The following is a 20,196-nucleotide window of genomic DNA, read 5'->3' on the forward strand; positions in this document are numbered from 1 at the left end:
CGCGATGCTCGCTGGAATGTCTCTCGGAACCGAACTCAAGCGGTTCTCCCGCGGCGCGATGCCCAGGATCGCACTCGTCACCATCATCTTGATGCCACTGCTGTACGGCGCAATGTACCTGTGGGCCTTCTGGAATCCGTTCGGTGAGGTCAACAAGGTCCCCGTCGCACTGGTCAACACCGACCGCGGTGCAATGGTGCAGGGTCAAGAGCTCAAGGCTGGCGACGAAGTAAGCCAAGCACTTCTCGATTCCGGTGAGCTCGATCTCCACCTGGTCTCACAGCAGGAAGCCGAACAGGGAGTCTCGGACGGGACGTACTACTTCTCTCTCACTCTGCCCGAGAATTTCAGCGAGGCCGTTGCCTCCCCGACGTCCAAGGACCCCCACAAAGCTCAGTTGCAGTTCACCTTCAACGACGTCAACAACTACCTCGGCACCATCATCGGCCAAAATGCCGCCCAGCAGGTTCTCAGTCAAGTCAGCGACAAGATCGGCGCGCAGTCCGTCGAGACGGTTCTGGTCGGATTGACCGATGCGGGTGCAGGTTTGAAGCAGGCCGCCGACGGAGCGCTCCAGCTCTCGGCCGGAGTGAACACTGCCAATGCCGGAGCCGGCGAATTGGCGTCGGGCTCGAAAACTCTGGCAGACAACATGGTTACCGCACGTGACGGTGCAGCCACTCTTGCCGGCGGTACAGCGCAACTCTCGACCGGTATCAATACCGCCACGGACGGTGTCCTCGCACTGACCGACGGTTTGGGGCAACTCGATCTCGGAGCCGTCCAACTGGGCGACGGCGCAAGCCAACTCAGTGGTGGCGTCACCCAGGTCGTCGACCAACTGAGCGTCCTCGGGAACACACAGGCAGACGTTGCACAACTGGTCGGGCAGGCGGTGGCCAGCCTTCGGCTGAACCCGGATCCTGTCAGCCAACAGATCGCCAATGCCCTCGCGCCTGCCCAGGACATGCTGCGCACTCAGGGTTTCGGTGAAGCGACCATGGGCCAACTGGGCGAACTCAAGAGCGGTGCACAACAACTCGCTTACCAACTCGACGATCCGTCGAGCACCTTCCGAGCCGGGCTGAATGCCGCGGCCAACGGCGGCGGTGAACTCCGCAACGGCCTGGTGCAGCTGCGTGACGGCGGTCAGCAAGTCAACGACGGCGCGCAAACCCTCAGCAGTGGACTGGTTCAACTCACCGACGGCAGCGTCCAACTCTCCGATGGTGCAGCCAAACTCGCCGACGGCACCGAGCAACTCCGTGCCGGGTCTGCCGAACTCGCGACCAAACTCACCGAGGGCGCCGGTCAGATTCCCAGTTGGACCGATCAGCAGCGAACCGCAACCGCTCAAACCCTCTCCAGCCCGGTCGAACTACAGGAGACCTACGAGAACCGGGCAAGCACCTTCGGTACCGGTTTTGCTCCGTTCTTCCTGCCCCTCGCGCTGTTCGTGGGCGGCATCATCACCTGGATGCTGCTCAAGCCGCTCCAGAACCGGCCCATCGCAAACGGACTCGGCGCGCTGCGAGTGGTCCTCGCCTCGTACTGGCCGGCATTGCTCATCGGCATCTGCCAGGTGATCGTGATGTACCTGGTCGTGCACTTCGCCGTCGGCCTGCACCCCACACACGCCCTCGGCACCGTCGGATTCCTGATGCTCATCACTGCCACGTATATGGCGTTGATCCAGGCATTCAACGCCATCTTCGGAGTATCCGTCGGACGCGTCATCACCCTGGCGTTCCTGATGCTGCAACTGGTTTCGGCCGGCGGCATCTATCCCGTCGAAACCACCGCGAAACCGTTCCAGATCATCCACCCCTTCGACCCGATGACCTACGCGGTGAACGGGCTACGACAACTCACCGTCGGCGGTATCGACTCGAGACTGTGGGTCTCGATCGCCGTCCTCGGCGGCCTTCTCGTCGCCTCACTCGGGGCCAGTTCACTTGCTGCACGCCGAAATCGGCAATGGACCATGGACAGGCTGCATCCGCCGATCGAAGTCTAGGTCAGGGTCTCCGGCCAAGGCTCCACGGTCAGCGCAGGCCATTCCCTGCGCCAACGTGCCGCCTTGGCCTCGTAAACCTCTCTCGGCGCCAGCACCGGGTTGGGGCGGACGATCATGTCGAAAAGATCGTCGTATCCATGCGGGGCATACACGTCCACAGTGCCGCCCGCGGCCTTGGTGATCCCGAAACAGCAAGTTGTGGAAGCGAAGTGGTCGATAGCGTCGCGGCAACTGGTGAACGGAACGCCGGGAATCCCGAAATGCTGCTCGTACCACAGGTGCACGCGGGCTTCGTTGCGTACTTCGACATCGGCATCCACATCGGCGAACAGTTCTGCCGCCGAACGAATCACACGGTCCTCCGCGTCGTAGCTCAGATCGCCGGCGTCGAAATAGAAGAGGTCGTAGTCCTTGATTCCGGCGCCGAGGTCACGGCCGTCGATGTGATTCCAGACGGTTTGGAAGAGCCCACCCGCCGTCAGGTACCACTCCGGCAATCCCAGCTTCGGCGCCCGATCCACGATCGTTGCGACCACTGGATTGGCCAGGGCGATCTCGAGAAATCGTTCACGCATGCTCGTCAGCCTCGCATATGACAAGTAAACTTGACATCATGTGACAAGTATTCTTTACTTTTCCTATGACTGGAAAGGCCGGCGACAACAACGTGCGGGAGCACCGACGCCTCGCCGGCCTCACCCAGGCGCAACTGGCCACGGCAGGTCAGGTGAGCAGACAGAGCATCGTCTCCGTCGAACGCGGCGACTACGCACCGAGTGTCTACCTGGCACTTCGCCTGGCACTGGCACTGGGGACCACCGTCGAAGCGCTCTTCCCCTTACCCGAATCGGCACTCACCGCAGAAATTCCAGAGGAGACGGCATGAGCACCATGATGAAGGCAATGCGGTTCGTCGGAGATCTGGACGACGACTTCTACAAGGACGAGCGGCAGCGCGACGTCTGGAACGAAGCCTCGGCGGTGGGATTGCAATTCGCCTATTGGATCACGTTGATCGCAGCGGCAATTCTGCCGTGGGTTGCCGGACGCACCGGCGCATGGATTTCAGTGGGACTGATCATCGGATGGTTTATCTGCTCGATGGTGGTGCTGCGGTATGCGCAGGCTCACGACGTCGACGCCTACACAAGCATGAAGGGTCTGCCGCCCCGAGTACTCATGGCTGGGTCCGTCTATCTGATCGCATTGATCGGCGTCGTCGCCCAACTCGTAGCTCGACCGGGCGACGGAATCTCGACTTGGGCCGGCGCTGGAGTCGGTGCACTCGTCGGCGTCACAGCCGCCGCCCTGGGCGTAAAGCGCCACCAGCAGCGCGCCAAGCGACGCGAAGCGGCCGAAGAACTTCTCTGAATTCCGGAAGTCTGCCCAGCACAACGGAATCCATAGAGTTGGTAAAATCGTGCCGGGTCCTCCGATCGCGAGTAACGTCGAAACGGTGAGCACTCGCCTCGGATACCAGATGCCCAACTTCAGCTACGGCGGTCCGGTCAAGGACCTCTTCCCCACCGTCATAGCGCAGGCCCGCGAAGCCGAAGCCGCAGGCTTCGACACTGCATTCGTGATGGATCACTTCTACCAACTCCCCGGAATCGGAGCGCCGGACGCCCCGATGCTCGAGGCCTACTCCGCGCTCTCCGCGCTGGCGACGGCCACCGAGACCATCCAGTTGTCTGCACTGGTCACGGGAAACACCTACCGCAATCCGCCCATGCTCGCCAAGACCGTCACCACCCTCGACGTGGTGAGCGGCGGTCGGGCCATCCTGGGAATCGGCGCCGGTTGGTTCGAGCTCGAACACAATTCGTTCGGATACGAGTTCGGAACGTTCACCGAGCGCTTCCAGAAGCTCGACGAAGCACTGCAGATCATCGCGCCGATGCTCCGCGGTGAGCGCCCCACCTTCGACGGCAAGTGGTACCACGTCAAGGACGCCATCAACGAGCCTCGCGTCCGCGACGACCTGCCGATCCTGCTCGGCGGCGGCGGTGAGAAGAAGACGTTCGGCCTCGCCGCTCGCTTCGCGGATCACCTCAACATCATCTGCGACCCCTCGGAACTGCCGCGCAAGATGGAAGCACTTGCGGCACGCTGCGACGAAGCCGGTCGCGATCCCGCAACCCTCGAGACCAGCTTCCTCACGTTCATGATGATCGACGAGGACGGCGACAAGGCTCGCGCGCATCAGCGAACGTTTCTCGCGGAGCGTGGCCTCGACATCACCACGGCGCCGGAAGACGTGGTCGCCAAGGCCACCGAACGCCATTTCGTCGGCAGCCCGGACGACGTCGCCGAGCAGGTTCAGACGCGCATCCTCGACCACGGCATCGACGGCGTCGTGATCAACCTGATCACCAACGGCGAAGAGCCAGGCATCGTCGACCTCGCGGGCCGCACCCTCGGCCCACTCGTCGGCAAGTAGTTCCCTACTCGCACTTCACGATCGGCACCGGGTCGTACTTGACGGTCCGGGTGTTCGAGGAAATCTCGGCGCCACTCGCGTGGTCGGTGATCACGCGGGTGTCGCTGACCGTGAATCCGGGCGCACCGCTCGAAGCCACACAACCAGGCCCCTCCGGCAACGTCACGGTGTTCGGCGACGTCGGCGACGTACGCGGGCCGGTCGTCGAAGCGACATCGACGGTTTTGGTTCCCCAGATCCGAACGGTGATGTTCGACGACGTCGCAATCGTCTCGATCATCACGCCGGTCTTCGCCGGATTACGGAACTGCAAGTCGATCGCTCCATCGAAGATGGTCGCCTCACGCGCTTCGGGGTACCGCGAGATGTAGTAACTGTGCTCGGTGTGCGCAACGTCGTCCATGCCTGCGAAATACGTCGCGTTGTAGAGCGTCGTCGCGAGCTGGCTGATACCGCCGCCGACAGCCTTGTCCGGGCGACCATTGTTGATGATCCCCGACTCGACGTATCCCTGAGCCGCACCGCGCGGGCCCGTGTACTCGTTGAGCGAGAACGTATCCCCTGGCTTGATCACGGCCCCGTCGATCTCCGATGCGGCCAGGCCGATATTCACTCCAGACGCGTATTCGAAACCACCGGTGGTGAATTCGCCGATCACCTCGTTGATGCCGAGGGCATCCGCGGCTTCGGTGGTCAACGCCGGCGGGACGGGTCCGTACACGGCGGGTGTTGCCCGAGAAGCCGTGCTGCCCAGCAGAACCGGAAGTTCCTTGACCGTGTCCGGCCAGTTGATCAGATCACCGACAACACCCGGCACAACCGACGGCTTACCACCGGCGAAGGTGAACGACGCGTCCTTGGGTTGTACTTCAGTCGATACCAACTGCGGAGTCAGAATCTTGATCGCAGCATCCGTGTTGTACTGCGGAGTCAGCCCACCCGAGCCGTCAGGGGTGAAGGTCAGAACCTCACCGATCTGGTCGACGCCGAGCGTCGCAACCTTGCCGTCACGGCCGTTGACCACGACATCACCCGAGGCAGCCGGAATGGCAATCTCCTGCAGTGCGCGATCGACACCGGCCTGAGTGACCGTCACCGGCACCTCGTCGACCGGAAGATCGACGACGCCACCGTCAGACCACTCCGCGGCGAACGTTGCGCCCGCCTGCTGCGTTTCGAGAGCCTGGCCGGCGGCAGGTGAAACACCCGTCGCCTTCCCACTCTCGAACACGACTGCGCCTTCGACGGGCGCACGATCGCTGTTCGCCGCAAGTTGCGACATCGAGGCATCCAACGCACCCTGGTCGACCGTCGACACCACGGGCACCTCGCGGGAGCCGAAGAACGACGTGATGCGGGTGATCGGGTTGATCGGCTGAGCGTTCACGCCCGAGAGCGTCGCCGACCAGTCGACGTCCACACCCGCAGATGCGGGAACGATCTCGGAATCGACGCCGCCGGCATGTACCGCTACCGGTTCGACGAGCCTTGGGCCAAGTTCGGCGCGCAGCGTGGCCTCTGCGTCGGCAGGCGTGAGATCACCGATGTCCACCCCGGCGACCTGGGTGCCGCGTGGTGTCTTCCCCGACGACGTGAAGATGTCCACTCCGTAGGCAATCACTGCGACGGCAAAGATGGCGCCGACTGCTATCGCCGGTTTGACCCACTTACGGGAAGAAGCCGGAGCGGGCGCTTCTGGCTGTTGTTGCGGTGCTGGTGGTGCAACTGCCTCTGGTTCGCGGACAACAGGCTCGTACTGCTGCTGGATGGGTTCGAATTGCTGGGTGTCGTACTGCTGCACGAACTCGGGACGCGGCGGCTTCGGGGGAACCACCACTGCCGGGGGCTCGAACTGCTCTGTCTGCTCGTCGATGGTTTCTGTCGCAGGAGCCGAGTCGACTACTTCCGTCGGCGGTGCGTCCCCCGCTGGGACGACAGGGATGACGGTGGTGACCTCGTTTGCCGATTCGTCGATGGCCGGTTCGACGATTGTGGGCTCGACGATTGTCGGCTCGTCTACTGCTTCGTCGACTGTCGCTTCTGTGGAATCGATTGCGTCTTCGTCGACTGGCCTTGGTGCTTCGGCTGGTTCAGGTCCTACTGATTCAGCCTCGACAACTGCCTCGGTGTCCTCAGGGGTCTTGGGTTCCTCGACCGACTCGGTCTCTTCGACCGCCTGAGGTTCCTCGACCGCCTGAGGTTCCTCGACCGACTCGAGTTCCTGTTCCGGGAGGGACGAGTCCTCGCTGTTCGTCTTCTCGACGGACGGACCCTCTTCGTCACTCACCTGTTGGCTCCTCGCTGCATCAACCGTCGCTGCGGCGCTCACCGACAACTCAATACAGGATATCCGGACATACGAGAGCCCCGCGCTGCTGCCAGGTCGGGGGTCAGGCAGCAACACGGGGCTGTCATGAATATCGGTAGCTATTCTGCAGCGTTACACGCCTGCGCGAAAAAGTTTGCAAAGAGTTCGGGGATCCGGCCACCCCTCGTGGCCGGATCCCCGATTACGCATCCCCTCGCCACGATCACTGCAGGTGAGCGCAGTTTTCAGTCGCGTGGGGAGATTGTGGAGCGGTTACCGCTCGATGATCGCCGTGACACCCTGGCCGCCGGCCGCACAGATCGAGATCAGACCGCGGCCCGAACCCTTCTCCGCGAGCATCTTTGCGAGGGAAGCCACAATACGTCCGCCGGTTGCCGCGAACGGGTGACCTGCAGCCAAGGACGATCCGTTGACATTGAGCTTGCTTCGGTCGATCGATCCCAACGCGCCGTCGAGGCCGAGGCGTTCCTTGCAGTACTCGTCGGACTCGAAGGCCTGCAGGGTTGCCAGAACCACCGAAGCGAAGGCTTCGTGGATCTCGTAGTAATCGAAGTCCTGCAAGGTCAGACCGTTGCGGGCCAGCAAACGCGGAATCGCGTACGTGGGAGCCATGAGCAACCCGTCTTTGCCGTGGACGTAGTCGACGGCAGCGGTTTCGGAATCGACGAGGTGCGCCAGAACCGGAAGATTGCGCTCGGCTGCCCACTCGTCGGTGGAGAGGAGGACTGCAGAAGCGCCGTCGGTGAGCGGCGTCGAGTTGCCTGCCGTCATCGTCGCGTCGCCGAGCTTGGTACCGAAGACGGGCTTGAGCGTCGACAGCTTCTCGACGGTCGAACCGGGACGGAGGTTGTCGTCGCGGGTCAGGCCGAGGAACGGGGTGACGAGGTCGTCGAAGAAACCGCGGTCGTAGGCAGCCGCCATGTTCTTGTGGCTGGCAGCGGCAAGTTCGTCCTGGTCCTCGCGCTTGATGCCGAATTCCTTGGCGGTGATCGCAGCGTGGTCACCCATCGACTTGCCGGTGCGAGGCTCGCCGTTGCGCGGAATTTCGAGGCCGAGCATGCCCGCACGGACGTTGCCGAGCAGCTTGATGCGGTCGCCCGTGGACTTCGCGCGATTGAGGGAGAGCAGGAACTCGCGCGCCTGATCGTTGACGCCGATCGGGGCGTCGGACGTGGTGTCCGTGCCGCCGCCGATGCCCGAATCGATGCGGCCGGCCGAAATGGCGTCGCCGACGGCGATGATCGACTGCAGTCCCGTGCCACACGCCTGCTGAAGGTCGTACGCCGACGTGTACGGGCTCAGCGCGCTGCCGAGAACGGACTCGCGAATGAGATTGAAATCACGGCTGTGCTTGAGCACCGCACCGCCGACGACCATGCCGAGCTTCTCGCCCTGCAGATTGAATCGGCTCACCAGACCGTCGAGCGTCGCAGTGAACATGTCCTGGTTGGACGCCTGTGCGTACGCCTTGTCCGAGCGTGCGAACGGAATGCGATTTCCGCCGACGATCGCAACCGAACGGCGCTGACCTGCGGACTTCGCAGCGGCTGCGGCCGGTGCGGTGCGCGGTGCGGCGGGCTTTGCGTTTGAACGGGCTTTGCTTGTCACTTGCGTCTCCAAGGATGGTGCGATTACCTGTTGAAGACTATTCTTACTCAGTAGTAAGTTACTTGTCTATCGCCGCATTCTTCCGATTGCCCGGTGAGAGACAACCCGAAACACAACAGAAGGTAGGACCGTGGCAGCCAGCAAGGGAGCTCCCGACCTCTATTCACAGTTCCTCTCGTCCGCCCCCGGCGCATTCATCGCGTCGAAGGCCGGCCTGCCCAGGCCCGAGAACCTGCGTCGCTACAAAGCAGGGGAACCCGCACTCGCCGGACCTGTCCTCATCGGCGGCAAGGGTCGGCTCGCAGAACCACTTCGCGTACTGCTCTCCGACTACCCGGCGGCTCAGGCACACGACAGCAGCTTCGGCGGACTCGTGTTCGACGCCACCGGAATCACTCAGGTCAGCGAGCTCGAGCAGCTGTTCGAGTTCTTCCAGCCCGTGATCCGCAACCTCGCACCGTCGGCTCGCGTCGTCGTTCTCGGCACGACGCCGGAAGAAACGTCGAGCGTCGACGAGCATGTCGCGCAGCGCGCGCTCGAAGGCTTCACCCGCAGCGTCGGCAAGGAGATCAAGCGCGGCTCCACCGCTCAGCTGGTCTACGTCTCCCCCAAGGCGTCCACCGGACTGTCCGGCGTGGAATCGACTCTGCGCTTTCTCCTTTCGGCGAAGTCCGCCTTCGTCGACGGCCAGGTCATCGTCGTCGGTGGTGAAGATTCCGTCGCGCCCGCAAGCTGGGACAAGCCGCTCGAAGGCAAGGTTGCCGTCGTCACCGGCGCAGCCCGCGGCATCGGTGCCACCATCGCCGAGGTGCTTGCCCGCGACGGCGCACACGTGGTCTGCGCTGACATCCCGGCCGCCGGCGAAGCACTGTCCGAGACCGCGAACAAGGTCGGCGGCACGTCCCTCGCCCTCGACGTCACGGCGGCCGACGCAGCCGAGGTCCTCGCAGCTCACCTCCTCGAGCGTCACGGCGGAGCCGACATCATCGTCCACAACGCCGGCATCACCCGCGACAAGACCCTCGCCAACATGGACGAAGGCCGCTGGAACATGGTCATGAACGTCAATCTTCTTGCACCGCAGAAGATCACCGAGCACCTCGTCGAGAAGGGCGCCCTCAAGGAAGGCGGCCGCGTCGTCGACGTCTCCTCCATCGCCGGCATCGCGGGCAACCGCGGCCAGACCAACTACGGCACCTCCAAGGCCGGCGTCATCGGCCTCGTACACGCCGAAGCTCCCGTCCTGGCGAAGAAGAACATCACCATCAACGCCGTCGCACCGGGCTTCATCGAGACCGCCATGACCGCGGCCATCCCCTTCGCCACCCGCGAAGCCGGCCGCCGCATGAGCTCGCTCCTGCAGGGCGGCGAGACCGTCGACGTCGCCGAGACCGTCGCATACTTCGCCAGCCCGGCCTCCAATGCCGTTACGGGACAGGTCGTTCGCGTCTGCGGCCAGAGCCTCCTGGGCGCATGATGGCAACAAAGACCGTCGCGCTCACCGAGCAGCCGAAGACCATCGACATCTACTCCCGCGCGGTACTGGGATTGCTGCCGTGGAACAAGTCCAATTCTCGCTCGGTGCCACAGCAGACCTTCACCCTCACCGGACTGAAGGTCGACACCGACAATCTGGCGGCGTACTGCCGCGTGACCGGACTGCGATTCGGCGACACTCTGCCGATCACGTATCCCTTCACCTTGGCCTTCCCGACCGTGATGAAGCTGATGGTGTCGAAGGACTTCCCCTTCGCCGCCGTCGGCTCAGTTCACGCCGAGAACGTCATCGAATCGCTGCGGCCCATCTCCGTCAGCGAACCGCTTGACCTCTCGGTGCATGCCGAGAACCTGCGTGAGCACCGCAAGGGCCTGCTGATCGACGTGATCACCGAAATTCGGGTGGGACGGGAACTGGTCTGGCGACAGACCTCGAGCTTCCTGAACCAGCAGAAGACCTCCCTGTCCGGCCAGCCAGGTCCGGAGCCCAAGGTCGACGAGGTCCCGCCGATGCCGATGAGCACCATCCGCGTCGACCAGACCACGATCAGCAAGTACGCCGCCGTCTCCGGCGACCGTAATCCGATTCACGTCTCGTCTCTGGGCGCCAAGGCTTTCGGTTTCCCGAAGACCATTGCTCACGGAATGTGGAGTGCCGCGGCAGTTCTGCGGACCGTCGAGGGGTCCGTCGCGGACAAGGTCACCTACAGCGTGCGTTTCGGCAAGCCGATTCTGCTACCGGCGACGCTGAATGCCTACGCTGATCGCACCGACGACGGCTGGGATCTGTCACTGCGTCACCCGAAGAAGGGTTACCCGCACGTCACTGCGACGCTGCGCTGACCTGAGTTTTGTCGGGTTTCGACCCACCCCAATTGAGCGAACGTACCTTTCGGCGCCTTGGATGCGCTGAAAGGTACGTTCGCTCAGATTGGTTTGGGGGCTATTCGGACTTCTTCTTGCCCGACAGACCGCGCCACGCGAGGGATTCGAGTAGATCCGCTGCGGCATCCACTTCGATTTCCCCACCCGCGACCCGGTCGGCTACCGCCTCACCGGCGCCGACGAGCGCAATGGCGATGATCCCGTAATCGTGCGCGGCATCAGGATCCTTGGTGCTGGACTCGAGCAGATGCGCAGTCAACTCGATCAACCGATCGCGGCTGGACTGCACGGTTCCCGCAAAAGCCTGCTGCCCGACGGCCTGACGGTAGAGCACCATCCACGACTTGCGGTTTGCGCCCACGAACCCGAGGAAGCCCTCGAGAGCGGCGCGCAATTGTTCACGCGGAGTCAGGTTCGGCGCGCCGGCCGGGGCGAGCGCTTCGAGGAAGCGGAGCCCTTCACGATGAATGCACGCCGCGAACAGCTCTTCCTTCGAGCCGTAGTACAGGTACAGCATCGGCTTCGAGATCTCGGCTTTGGCTGCGATGGTGTCCATCGAAGTTTCGTGAAACCCCCTGTCGGAGAACACGTCCACAGCCGCGTCGAGCATCTGCTGCTCACGCACTGCGCGTGGCAGTCGCTTGGTACCGCCGGCCATGCTTCCTCCAACCACAGGGTAAATGTCGATCTTACTCTACGGTAAGATTGTGCGTCGAATCCCGACTTCGACTCAGCAGGTCACGGCACCTTTGGCAGTGGCAACTGTGACCACGGCCTGATCGACCCGCGCCTGCGGAAGCTCACCGGACGCGACGGCCTGCTCGAGATGGTCGAGCACCCGCGGAACGTCGTCGGTTGTCAGCCACAATGCCTGATCGACTCCAGCCACCAGCGCAGCCTGAACCGCGTCGGCAATATCGTATCGGTCGGTGATCGCCTGCATTCCGCTGAGGTCGTCGGTGAATACCGGGCCGGTGAACGGCGCTGCGCCGTAACCCACTCCGTCGCGAAGCAACGCGACGGCGGCGGGGCTGATGCTGGCAGGGGTACCGGGCTCGGTCAGACCGGGAACCTCGAGGTGACCCATCATGACGCCGACTCCGGTTCCCGACAGCTCCCGGAAGGGAATCAGGTCCGACGCGATCAGATCCTGCAAGGGCGGCGTTGTCACCTCACCCCGGTGCGAGTCACCCGACGCGCTGCCATGTCCGGGAAAGTGCTTGATCACCGGGAAGATTCCGGCATCGCGCATACCCTGCGCGTACGCACCGGCGTAGGCAACCACGGTCTGGGGGTCGTCGGAGTACGAGCGGTCCCCGATCACGGAGTCGTCGGGTTGGCTGCTGACGTCGACGTCGGGGGCGTAGTTGACGGTGATCCCGAGATCCTTCAACCCGCGTCCACGCTCGAGCGCCATCTGGTACGTCTGTTCCACTGTCATGGTCTGCGCCGTTTCTCTGGCCGACGGATCGGGCCCGAGGATGTCCGCGACGCGGGAAACTCGCCCACCTTCTTCGTCGATCGTCACCATCAACGGCAACTTCGACGACGAAGCAACCTGCGGCACTTCGCGATTGGTGAGCATCGACTGATCGGTCCAACTTCCGACGAAGATGCCGCCGATCTCCTCGTTCTGCACTATCGACAACGCGTCGTCGGTCCCGGTGACGCCGACGTTGAGCAGCTGGGCAAGTTTCTGACGCAGAGACAGTGAAGCCACAAGGTCACTACCGCACGACGCGGCGACGGGCGCGGAGCTGGATGCCGCAGGCGTCGACGTGATCTCGGAGGTGGTGCTGGTCGGGGCGCTCGAAACCGGATCGGCGGTCCCGTTTTCGCCCGAGCATCCCGCAACCAACCCTCCGCATAAAGCAATGGTCGTCGCAGCCTTCAGAAACTTGATCCGCATACCTCGACCGTAACGGACCCGGTACCCATACACTCCCTCACGGGCACATCGGGACGGTAGCCTGGAAGAGAACCGATTCCCCCGCTGACGAGGAGGTCGTGATGCCACAAGGTCTGATGCTCATCGCGTACGACGGTTCCGACAACGCCAAGCGTGCAGTCGACTATGCGGGGCGTTTCCTCTCCGCCAATCGTGCTGTTCTCGTCACTGCCTGGGAGCCGATGGTTCGCCAGGCCGCTCGCATGTCCGGCCTGTCCGGGGTGATGCAACCGGAGTGGGTTCCCGACGACGACGTCGAGGACATCGCGTACACCGACGCCAAAGTCACCCTCGCCGAGGGCGTCGCACTGGCCGAGGCCGCAGGCCTGACCGTCGAAGGCAGAAGCGCCGAGTGCCGATCCGCGATCTGGTCTGCAATCTGCGAAACCGCAGACGAATTGGACGTCGACATCATCGTGACCGGCACCCGTGGCACTACGGGTTTGCGGTCGCTACTGCAGAGCAGCGTCGCGGATCATGTTCTGCGTCACAGTCATCGGCCGGTGTTGATCGTCCCTCCAGGGAAGTGACCTTCGCGCATTCCTGATCCGTGGCCGACTAGTGTCGAAGCCACCATGGACGGTTTTGTTCTCTCGCGCCCCGATCACAGCGTGGTCACCCGCGGCGTACGACGCAGCTTCGACAGCTCCGACGCGGCCACCCACGCTCTGTCGGCAGGTACGACAAAGCTGATCGTCGGAGCGCTCCCCTTCGACCCGGCTGCCGCAACGGCGTTGTACGAACCTGCCGAGGCGACGATCGCGTCGCGGCCGTGGCAACCGCGCGATCCCCAGGCCCTGCCCACGACCCGGGTTGACCGGGAGATCCCGTCGTCGTCGGAGCATCTTCGTCGGGTGGAAAAGTTGATCGGACGCCTCCGCAGCGGAGAGATCGACAAGGTTGTCGCGGCTCGCACTGTGGAACTTCGCACGCAGACCCCGATCTTTCCGACCGCGCTCGCCGCACGCATGGCGGCGCTCAATCCCGTCGCCAACACCTTTGCCGTCGACCTCTCTGCTGCGGGAGCCGAATTCGAGGGCCACAGCCTGGTCGGCGCGACGCCCGAAGTATTGGTCAGTCGACGCGGGCGCGTCGTGACATGTCGCCCGTTGGCCGGCACCACAAAGCGATCCGCCGACGCCGATCAAGACCGCGCGGCAGGCGAGAGCCTTTTGCATTCGACGAAGAATCTGGCCGAGCACGCCTTCGTGACGGCGTGGATCCGCGAGGTCCTGCACCCGATGTGCAGTGATCTGTCGGTGCCGGCAACTCCCGAACTGACCAACACTCACGAGGTCTGGCACTTGGCCAGCCCGATCCGCGGCACGCTGCGAAACGACACCACTGCACTCGACCTCGCCATCGCTCTGCATCCGACGCCCGCGCTGTGCGGAACACCCACCGACGTGGCGCTGAAAGTCATCCGCGAGACCGAGGAGCCGCGCCGTTTCTACGGCGGCGCCGTGGGATGGTGCGACGAGGCCGGTGACGGCGATTGGGTGGTTGCCATCCGCTGCGCCGAGATCAGTGCAGACGGCCGCAACGCCTGGGCCAGCGCGGGTGGTGGAATTGTCGCCGAATCGGATCCGCAGGACGAACTCGACGAGACATCTACGAAACTGCGCACTCTGTTGACCGCGTTTGGTGCCGAAACCCTCGACTGACCAGCACGTCACGAGGGTAATCGTCCGGATTCTCGAGTGCGGGTGATACCTTGACCCGAGCAGTTCGTACGGGCCGGTAAGTCCGTCCGACCGCGAACGACCGACTAACGACCAATTGGGAGATCCGCGATGACGAAGTTCCTTGTCCCCGGTGTGGCCAGCGCTGTCATCGGTGCCGTTCTGGGTGCCGGCGTCATCTTCGGTGTCACGGCCGCCGCGTCGGACAACACTCGTCCCGAGATCGACCGCAGCGGAAACGCAGATTCTTCCGTGCTGAACCAGGTTGAGTACGGCAGCCGCTGAGAGCGCAGGCCTCGCGAGTTCCCGTTCTTCCGCCGACGCAGCGGTGTCTTCGGTAGACACCGCCCCGTCGGCAGAGCCCCTGTCGAAGCGGTGGCTGTTCGGCGCCTCCGTCGTAGCGTTTCTTCTCACTTTTCTGCAATCGCCGGGTCTGATCACCGCTGACACCAAGTACGACCTGACGCAGAATCCGTTCGGTTTTCTCGAACGCGCGTCGCATCAGTGGAGTAGTCAGGCCCCGCTCGGCCAGGTTCAGAACCAGGCCTACGGATATTTCTTTCCGCACGGGCCGTTCTTCGCGCTCGGCGAGTTGGCGAACGTTCCGCCGTGGATCACCCAGCGCATCTGGTGGGCGCTGCTTCTGATCGCGGGTTTCTGGGGCATCATCCGCGTTGCCGAGGCTCTCGGTATCGGTAGTCGTAGTTCACGCGTCATCGCAGCGGTTGCCTTTGTTCTCTCTCCCCGCGTGCTGACCACGCTCGGTTCGATTTCCTCGGAAACCCTGCCGATGATGCTGGCGCCGTGGGTCTTGTTGCCGGTGATTTTGGCCTTCGGCCCTGTGCGTGGAAATGGAGTCCCTGGACTCCCTAACCACTCACGGGGGTTGAGGCGGTTAGCCGCACAATCCGCGCTTGCCGTCGCGCTCATGGGTTCGATCAATGCCGTCGCCACCGCCGCGGCCTGCCTGGTCGCGATCATCTGGTGGCTCTCGCACAAACCCAACCGAACATGGCTGACGTTCACCGCGTGGTGGGCGCTGTTCGTCGCTCTCGGCACACTCTGGTGGATCGTGCCGCTACTTCTGCTCGGCAAGATCAGCCCACCGTTCCTCGACTACATCGAGTCCGCCGGTGTCACCACACAGTGGGCGTCGCTGGCCGAGATACTTCGCGGCACGGACAGTTGGACCCCGTTCGTCTCCCCCGAACGCATTGCCGGCGCCGTCCTGGTCACCCAGCCCGCAGCAGTTGTCGCCACCGGTCTGGTTGCCGCCGCCGGCCTCGCCGGGCTCTGCATGCGGTCCATGCCTGCTCGCGGCCGGCTGACGCGCATCCTGTTCGTCGGTATCACCGGCCTGGCCGCGGGATACGTTGGTGAACTCAGCTCACCGGTGTCGGAGTCGGTACGCCTGTTCCTCGACTCGGCGGGCGCTCCGCTGCGCAACGTCCACAAGCTCGAGCCGTTGGTCCGTCTGCCGCTGGTGCTCGGACTCGCACACCTGCTGGCCAAAGTGCCACTACCGGGATCGGTTCCACTCGCCCGATGGCGCCGCGCGTTCGCCCATCCCGAGCGCGAACCGATGGTCGCACTGACCAGCCTGATCCTCGTTGCCCTCACCCTCTCCACCGCCTTGGCCTGGACGGGAAAGCTCGCTCCCCGCGGTGCGTATCCGGATGTCCCCTCATACTGGAACGAAGCAGCGCAGTGGCTCGAGGACAACACCTCCCCCGGGTCGGAAGCCGAACGTGCCCTCGTCGTCCCGGGAGCGCCCTTCGGCAGCCAAGTCTGGGGTCTGACGCGTGACGAACCGCTTCAGGCTTTGGCGAGTACGCCATGGGCGGTGCGTGACTCGGTCCCGCTGACCCCTCCCGGCGCGATCCGAGCGCTCGATTCGGTGCAACGTCTCATCGCCGACGGACGGCCGTCGGACGGCCTCGCGCAGACCTTGCTTGGGCAGGGCATCCACTACCTGGTGATGCGCAACGACCTCGACGGCGAAACGTCGCGATCGGCCAGGCCGATACTCGTGCACCAGGCGGTCGAAGGCTCGCCGGGGATCGAGCGAGTCGCCCACTTCGGTGAAGACGACAGCCCCGAACAGATCGAAGGGCTGGTCGCGGACAGCGATCTGCGTCCCGGTTACCCGGCCATCGAAATCTTCGAGGTCACCCCGCCCGACGGCACCCCGGCGGTCAGTGGCCCGTACTCCGTCGACCTGAACCAGGTTCCGCGTGTACAAGGTGGGCCGGAATCGTCTGTACGACTTCACGAAAGCGGGCTGGTTCCGGGGACCGGGCCGATGATTCTCGCCGCCGACGCCGAAGCTGCGGGACTGCCCGTCGATTCTGTCACCGTCACCGACACACCGCGCGATCGAGAAACCGATTTCGGTCAGGTCGACAACCACAGTTCCGCCCTTCGCACCCCTGACGACGCTCGTCGTACCTACAATCTGGTGCCCGACTACCCGGTTGCGAACACGCCTCTCGTGGAAGGCCGTTGGAGCGGAGCTTCGATCACCGTTTCCAGCGCCGCCTCCGACGCCACCCAGCTGGGCGGCACTTCACCGTCGAGCAGTCCCGCGTCGACGGTCGACGGCGATCCGGCCACCGGCTGGTTCAGCAACGGCATCGAGCGCGCACTGGGCCAGTGGTTGCAGATCGACTTCGACACACCGATTTCCAGTGGGTTGCTTCATCTGACCACCAGTGCCGCGGCAATCGGAGCTCCCGTCAAATGGCTCGAGGTCTCGACACCGAACGGCAGCACGGCGGTGAAGGTGGAGCGTCCCGGTGAGCCCATCACCGTCTCGATTCCGGGTGGCAACACTCCGTGGGTACGCGTCACAGCGACTCACACCGAAAACGGATCGCCTGGAACACAGTTCGGCATCAGCGAACTCTCCGTCGAAGACTTCTCCGATCGCAGCGCGCCGAAGACCGTACCGATCCGTTTCGACACAGTCCTGCCGAGTACGCCGACGGGCGCATCTGTGAACGCGTGGAACCTGAGCCAGGAGTTCCCCGGCCGCAACGCCTGCGCCGATTCGACGGACCGCGTGCGGTGCAGCAATGCATTCATGGCGATACCGGAAGAGCCGAGCCGCTTCCAGCGCACGCTCACGGTGGCCGAAAACACAGTCGTTGCACCGACACTGACTGTCCGAGCGCGTCAGGGCAACGCCCTCGAAGGTCTGCTTTCCGTCCCCGGCCGAATCACGGCTTCGGGTTCGAGCGACATCGGCGACACACGCGGATCTGCCTTCGCTGCCACCGACGGCGACGCACGCACCACGTGGTCGGCGCCGCAGAGCACCACAGAACCGGGCGGCCCGAAACCGACGCTGACTCTCAATCTTCCCGAGCCCACCCTGGTCACCGGCCTGGACATCACGCGGGGACTTGGCACTCTGCCGTCGCTGCCGACCAGTGTCGCGGTGAATCTCGGCAACGGGCCGCAGGTGCGAGAGCTGCCCGAACCCTCGGACGACACGCCTCGAACCAGTCGAGTTACCCTCGCCCCCTTCGTCACCGACAAGATCGTCCTGAGCATCACCGCTTGGGAACCGGTCCTCGATCAGACGGCGCTCGGCTTCGCCCAGGCGCAGCCCACCGGCCTCGCCGAGGTCGGCGTCGTCGGTGCCGACGGAACCCCGATCGCCGGTTCCGGAGTGCAGGGCGCAGAATCATTCGACAACCGCACCGTCACCGTCACCTGTGGCGATGGCCCGACCATTTCGGTTGCCGGACAGCAATTCCCCACCTCGATCACGGCGACGGCGACGCAACTTCGGACCGGCGCACCCGTCGAGGCACGTGTGTGCGGTTTGGACGCTTCGGCGACTTTGCCGGCGGGACAGCCTGAAGTGGTCGTCGAACCAGGCCCCGCGTTCTCGGTCGACAATCTCGATCTGACGGCGGTCGGTCCTTCAGCCGCGCAACGGAATACACCGCTCGAATCGACCGCGTGGACGGCGAATCACCGCGAACTCACCGTCACGAGCTCGTCCGCCGATCAGCTGATCGTCAATCCCGAGAGCACCAGCATCGGTTGGATCGCCACGGCGCCGGACGGTTCCGAGCTGACGCCGGTGGTCGTGAACGGTTGGCAGCAGGGCTGGATCGTGCCGGCAGGCACCGCGGGAACCGTCACCATCGACTTCCCCAGCGACCGTTGGTACCGCCTCGGCATCTTCGGCGGGCTCGTGTTGCTGATCCCGCTGTTGTTCGCGGCTCTTGTCCCCACGCGCCGAGAGCCCAAGCCCCTCACACCACCCCGACCGTGGCGCAGCGTCGCGGCAGGATGGGTGGGCATGCTCGCGGCGGCCACCGTCATCGGCGGCGGAGTGGGAGCGGCGATCGCAGTTGTGTGCTCGATCCTCGGACTTGCCGCGCTGCGAATCTTCGGCCCGGCTCGGACCGCACGCATTCTCGTCGGCACCGCCGGCGTGGCCGCGATGATCGGCATCACGCTGCTCTCGACCGGACCGTGGCGGGCGCCGGGCGGCTATGTGGGCGACTCGTTCGCGATTCAGTTCTCGATGTTGGTGGCCTTGGTCGTGACCGGGTTGGCCGCGTTGCCCTTCGCCGGTTCACCGATGTGGCGGCGCTTCTCCCACCGCGTGACCGCGACGCGCGCCGGTTCCTCCACCAAGGCGTAACTGGCCGAGGCCACAGCGACGCTCAGGACGACCGTGAGGGCCAGGACGTAGAAGAAGCTGCCCGAGAACGGAACTATGCCGAATACGGGGAACACAGCGTTCAGTACGGCCAGGTGCCAGATGAACAGGCCGTAGGACCAGCGTCCGATTGCCAGCGCCAAAGGACTGGCCAGGAACCGATGCTGCGATTGATCGCGCAGAACCAGTGGCGCGATCAACGAGAAGCTGATGATCGCACCGAGTGCAATCTTGATCGCGTACTGCCACGGCTCAGGCCGCACCAGACCTTCGGGCCCGGCCAGATCAGTGCACGAGAGAACGAAGGCGATAAAGGCAATCAGGGTCAGGAGTACCCGACGGTGCGCGAGGCGATGCACCCATGTCGACGGGCCCACTGCCAGCTCGGCCAGCACCATGCCGGCGCCGAACCACGGCAGGTAGCCCGGCAACCAGTTGTCGTGGTGGATAGCGTCCGGCGTCGGAATCGGAATGAATGCCCACGTCAAGGCCAAGACCGACACCCCGAGCAGAAGCGGCAGCCGGAACCGGACCGAGTTTCCTCGTAGTCGGACCATCAGATACGCGAAAAGCGGCAGCAGAACATAGAACGCCACCTCGACCGACAGGCTCCACATCTGCGTGAGGCCCTCGGTGAGTGTCAACGGCACGAAGACCTGCGCCAACCCGAGATTCGCCAGCCACACTTGGTAGCCCCCGCCGGCTCCGGGCAGGAACAGCAGGATCAGGACCACTGCCACCCAGTACGCCGGCAGAATGCGCGTCGCGCGGGAGATCCAGTACCGGACGGTCGACTGCGGCTGCCCGATTCCGCGAGCCTTTGCCGCGTGGGGGCGCCACAGGAGAAATCCGGACAAGGCAAAGAACACCGCTACGGCGAGATCGAGTCGACCGAACGCGCGCCCGATCGCACCGGACTGCGCTTCACCGGTCTGGAACGCGACATGGGTGACGAGGACGCCGAGCGCGGCCAATCCACGCATACCGTCCAAAGCCGGAACGAAGCCCCGAGCCTGTGGCGGGACCGTCTGAGAGGAATTCGTGGAACTGATCATCACGGATAAGTGTGCACCCCAGGCCGATTGAGGGAAACCACCAGGGACTCACAA

General features: G+C 64.1%; 15 protein-coding genes and 1 pseudogene. 10 read left to right on the top strand and 6 right to left on the bottom strand.

The window, feature by feature from the left end; translation table 11 throughout:
• The first annotated feature begins 4 nt into the window (after window positions 1-4).
• Window positions 5-2,017 carry a YhgE/Pip domain-containing protein gene (locus QMA15_RS20375; protein WP_019747146.1) on the top strand — a complete coding sequence of 671 codons (2,013 nt, stop codon included), beginning with the start codon at window positions 5-7 and terminating at the stop codon, window positions 2,015-2,017.
• Here the strand turns inward: QMA15_RS20375 and QMA15_RS20380 are convergent.
• Window positions 2,014-2,592, bottom strand: a complete 579-nt coding sequence (locus tag QMA15_RS20380; RefSeq protein ID WP_020968602.1) for a nucleotidyltransferase family protein — start codon at window positions 2,590-2,592, stop codon at window positions 2,014-2,016. The two genes, QMA15_RS20375 and QMA15_RS20380, sit on opposite strands and share 4 nt — an antisense overlap.
• Before the next feature lie 65 nt (window positions 2,593-2,657).
• Between QMA15_RS20380 and QMA15_RS20385 the strand changes: the two genes are divergently transcribed.
• The 3 genes from QMA15_RS20385 (at window position 2,658) to QMA15_RS20395 (ending at window position 4,457) form a co-directional block, all read left to right on the top strand.
• Entirely contained in the window at window positions 2,658-2,903 is a 246-nt protein-coding gene (locus tag QMA15_RS20385; RefSeq protein ID WP_019747144.1) for a helix-turn-helix domain-containing protein, read from the top strand.
• Window positions 2,900-3,388 (top strand): hypothetical protein, encoded by a 489-nt coding sequence (locus QMA15_RS20390; protein WP_279163148.1) that lies wholly within the window; start codon window positions 2,900-2,902, stop codon window positions 3,386-3,388. Before QMA15_RS20385 ends, QMA15_RS20390 begins: the two co-directional genes overlap by 4 nt.
• Window positions 3,389-3,473: 85 nt before the next feature.
• Window positions 3,474-4,457 carry an LLM class F420-dependent oxidoreductase gene (locus tag QMA15_RS20395; RefSeq protein WP_024487540.1) on the top strand — a complete coding sequence of 328 codons (984 nt, stop codon included), beginning with the start codon at window positions 3,474-3,476 and terminating at the stop codon, window positions 4,455-4,457.
• A 4-nt stretch (window positions 4,458-4,461) separates the two neighbouring features.
• On the opposite strand, the gene QMA15_RS20400 is transcribed toward QMA15_RS20395, so the two are convergent.
• Window positions 4,462-6,744 carry a VanW family protein gene (locus QMA15_RS20400; protein WP_290286142.1) on the bottom strand — a complete coding sequence of 761 codons (2,283 nt, stop codon included), beginning with the start codon at window positions 6,742-6,744 and terminating at the stop codon, window positions 4,462-4,464.
• A gap of 294 nt (window positions 6,745-7,038) precedes the next feature.
• Complete coding sequence (locus QMA15_RS20405) at window positions 7,039-8,394, bottom strand: acetyl-CoA C-acetyltransferase (RefSeq protein WP_279163146.1); 1,356 nt, start codon at window positions 8,392-8,394, stop codon at window positions 7,039-7,041.
• Window positions 8,395-8,524: 130 nt separating this feature from the next.
• Here QMA15_RS20405 and QMA15_RS20410 point away from each other — a divergent pair, with 130 nt between their 5' ends.
• Window positions 8,525-9,871, top strand: coding sequence for a 3-oxoacyl-ACP reductase (locus tag QMA15_RS20410; protein ID WP_113682200.1), 1,347 nt, complete (start codon window positions 8,525-8,527; stop codon window positions 9,869-9,871).
• Window positions 9,871-10,734 carry a MaoC/PaaZ C-terminal domain-containing protein gene (locus QMA15_RS20415; protein WP_279163216.1) on the top strand — a complete coding sequence of 288 codons (864 nt, stop codon included), beginning with the start codon at window positions 9,871-9,873 and terminating at the stop codon, window positions 10,732-10,734. The genes QMA15_RS20410 and QMA15_RS20415 overlap by 1 nt, the downstream gene beginning before the upstream one ends.
• A gap of 100 nt (window positions 10,735-10,834) precedes the next feature.
• Here QMA15_RS20415 and QMA15_RS20420 read toward each other — a convergent pair whose 3' ends face one another.
• Window positions 10,835-11,434, bottom strand: a complete 600-nt coding sequence (locus QMA15_RS20420; protein WP_003945885.1) for a TetR/AcrR family transcriptional regulator — start codon at window positions 11,432-11,434, stop codon at window positions 10,835-10,837.
• Between the two features lie 72 nt (window positions 11,435-11,506).
• Window positions 11,507-12,685: a glycoside hydrolase family 3 N-terminal domain-containing protein gene (locus QMA15_RS20425; protein ID WP_172932329.1), complete on the bottom strand. Its 1,179-nt coding sequence runs from the start codon at window positions 12,683-12,685 to the stop codon at window positions 11,507-11,509.
• A 101-nt stretch (window positions 12,686-12,786) separates the two neighbouring features.
• On the opposite strand from QMA15_RS20425, the gene QMA15_RS20430 reads away from it, so the two are divergent.
• The 4 genes from QMA15_RS20430 to QMA15_RS32810 all read left to right on the top strand — a co-directional run bounded on the left by QMA15_RS20430 (window position 12,787) and on the right by QMA15_RS32810 (window position 19,069).
• The gene (locus QMA15_RS20430; RefSeq protein WP_003945900.1) at window positions 12,787-13,254 is read left to right on the top strand and encodes a universal stress protein; all 468 of its coding nucleotides are present in this window, start codon (window positions 12,787-12,789) and stop codon (window positions 13,252-13,254) included.
• Window positions 13,255-13,299: 45 nt separating this feature from the next.
• On the top strand, window positions 13,300-14,388 hold the full coding sequence (locus QMA15_RS20435) for an isochorismate synthase (RefSeq protein ID WP_290286146.1): 1,089 nt from the start codon (window positions 13,300-13,302) through the stop codon (window positions 14,386-14,388).
• Between the two features lie 129 nt (window positions 14,389-14,517).
• Window positions 14,518-14,691, top strand: coding sequence for a DUF2613 domain-containing protein (locus QMA15_RS20440; protein ID WP_003945488.1), 174 nt, complete (start codon window positions 14,518-14,520; stop codon window positions 14,689-14,691).
• A gap of 43 nt (window positions 14,692-14,734) precedes the next feature.
• Window positions 14,735-19,069 carry an alpha-(1->3)-arabinofuranosyltransferase gene (locus QMA15_RS32810; protein WP_356701740.1) on the top strand — a complete coding sequence of 1,445 codons (4,335 nt, stop codon included), beginning with the start codon at window positions 14,735-14,737 and terminating at the stop codon, window positions 19,067-19,069.
• On the opposite strand, the pseudogene QMA15_RS20450 reads toward QMA15_RS32810, so the two are convergent.
• Window positions 19,027-20,142: pseudogene (locus QMA15_RS20450) on the bottom strand (acyltransferase); the annotation flags it as partial. The gene QMA15_RS32810 and the pseudogene QMA15_RS20450 sit on opposite strands and share 43 nt — an antisense overlap.
• Window positions 20,143-20,196 lie beyond the last annotated feature (54 nt).

Source organism: Rhodococcus sp. APC 3903 (assembly GCF_030407755.1).
Classification (GTDB): Bacteria; Actinomycetota; Actinomycetes; order Mycobacteriales; family Mycobacteriaceae; genus Rhodococcus_F; species Rhodococcus_F erythropolis.

Coding starts and splice junctions, on each gene's coding strand:
- QMA15_RS20375 (WP_019747146.1), top strand. CDS start 5: ATGCTCGCTGGAATGTCTCTCGGAACCGAACTCAAGCGGTTCTCCCGC.
- QMA15_RS20380 (WP_020968602.1), bottom strand. CDS start 2,592: ATGCGTGAACGATTTCTCGAGATCGCCCTGGCCAATCCAGTGGTCGCA.
- QMA15_RS20385 (WP_019747144.1), top strand. CDS start 2,658: ATGACTGGAAAGGCCGGCGACAACAACGTGCGGGAGCACCGACGCCTC.
- QMA15_RS20390 (WP_279163148.1), top strand. CDS start 2,900: ATGAGCACCATGATGAAGGCAATGCGGTTCGTCGGAGATCTGGACGAC.
- QMA15_RS20415 (WP_279163216.1), top strand. CDS start 9,871: ATGGCAACAAAGACCGTCGCGCTCACCGAGCAGCCGAAGACCATCGAC.
- QMA15_RS20420 (WP_003945885.1), bottom strand. CDS start 11,434: ATGGCCGGCGGTACCAAGCGACTGCCACGCGCAGTGCGTGAGCAGCAG.
- QMA15_RS20425 (WP_172932329.1), bottom strand. CDS start 12,685: ATGCGGATCAAGTTTCTGAAGGCTGCGACGACCATTGCTTTATGCGGA.
- QMA15_RS20430 (WP_003945900.1), top strand. CDS start 12,787: ATGCCACAAGGTCTGATGCTCATCGCGTACGACGGTTCCGACAACGCC.
- QMA15_RS20435 (WP_290286146.1), top strand. CDS start 13,300: ATGGACGGTTTTGTTCTCTCGCGCCCCGATCACAGCGTGGTCACCCGC.
- QMA15_RS20440 (WP_003945488.1), top strand. CDS start 14,518: ATGACGAAGTTCCTTGTCCCCGGTGTGGCCAGCGCTGTCATCGGTGCC.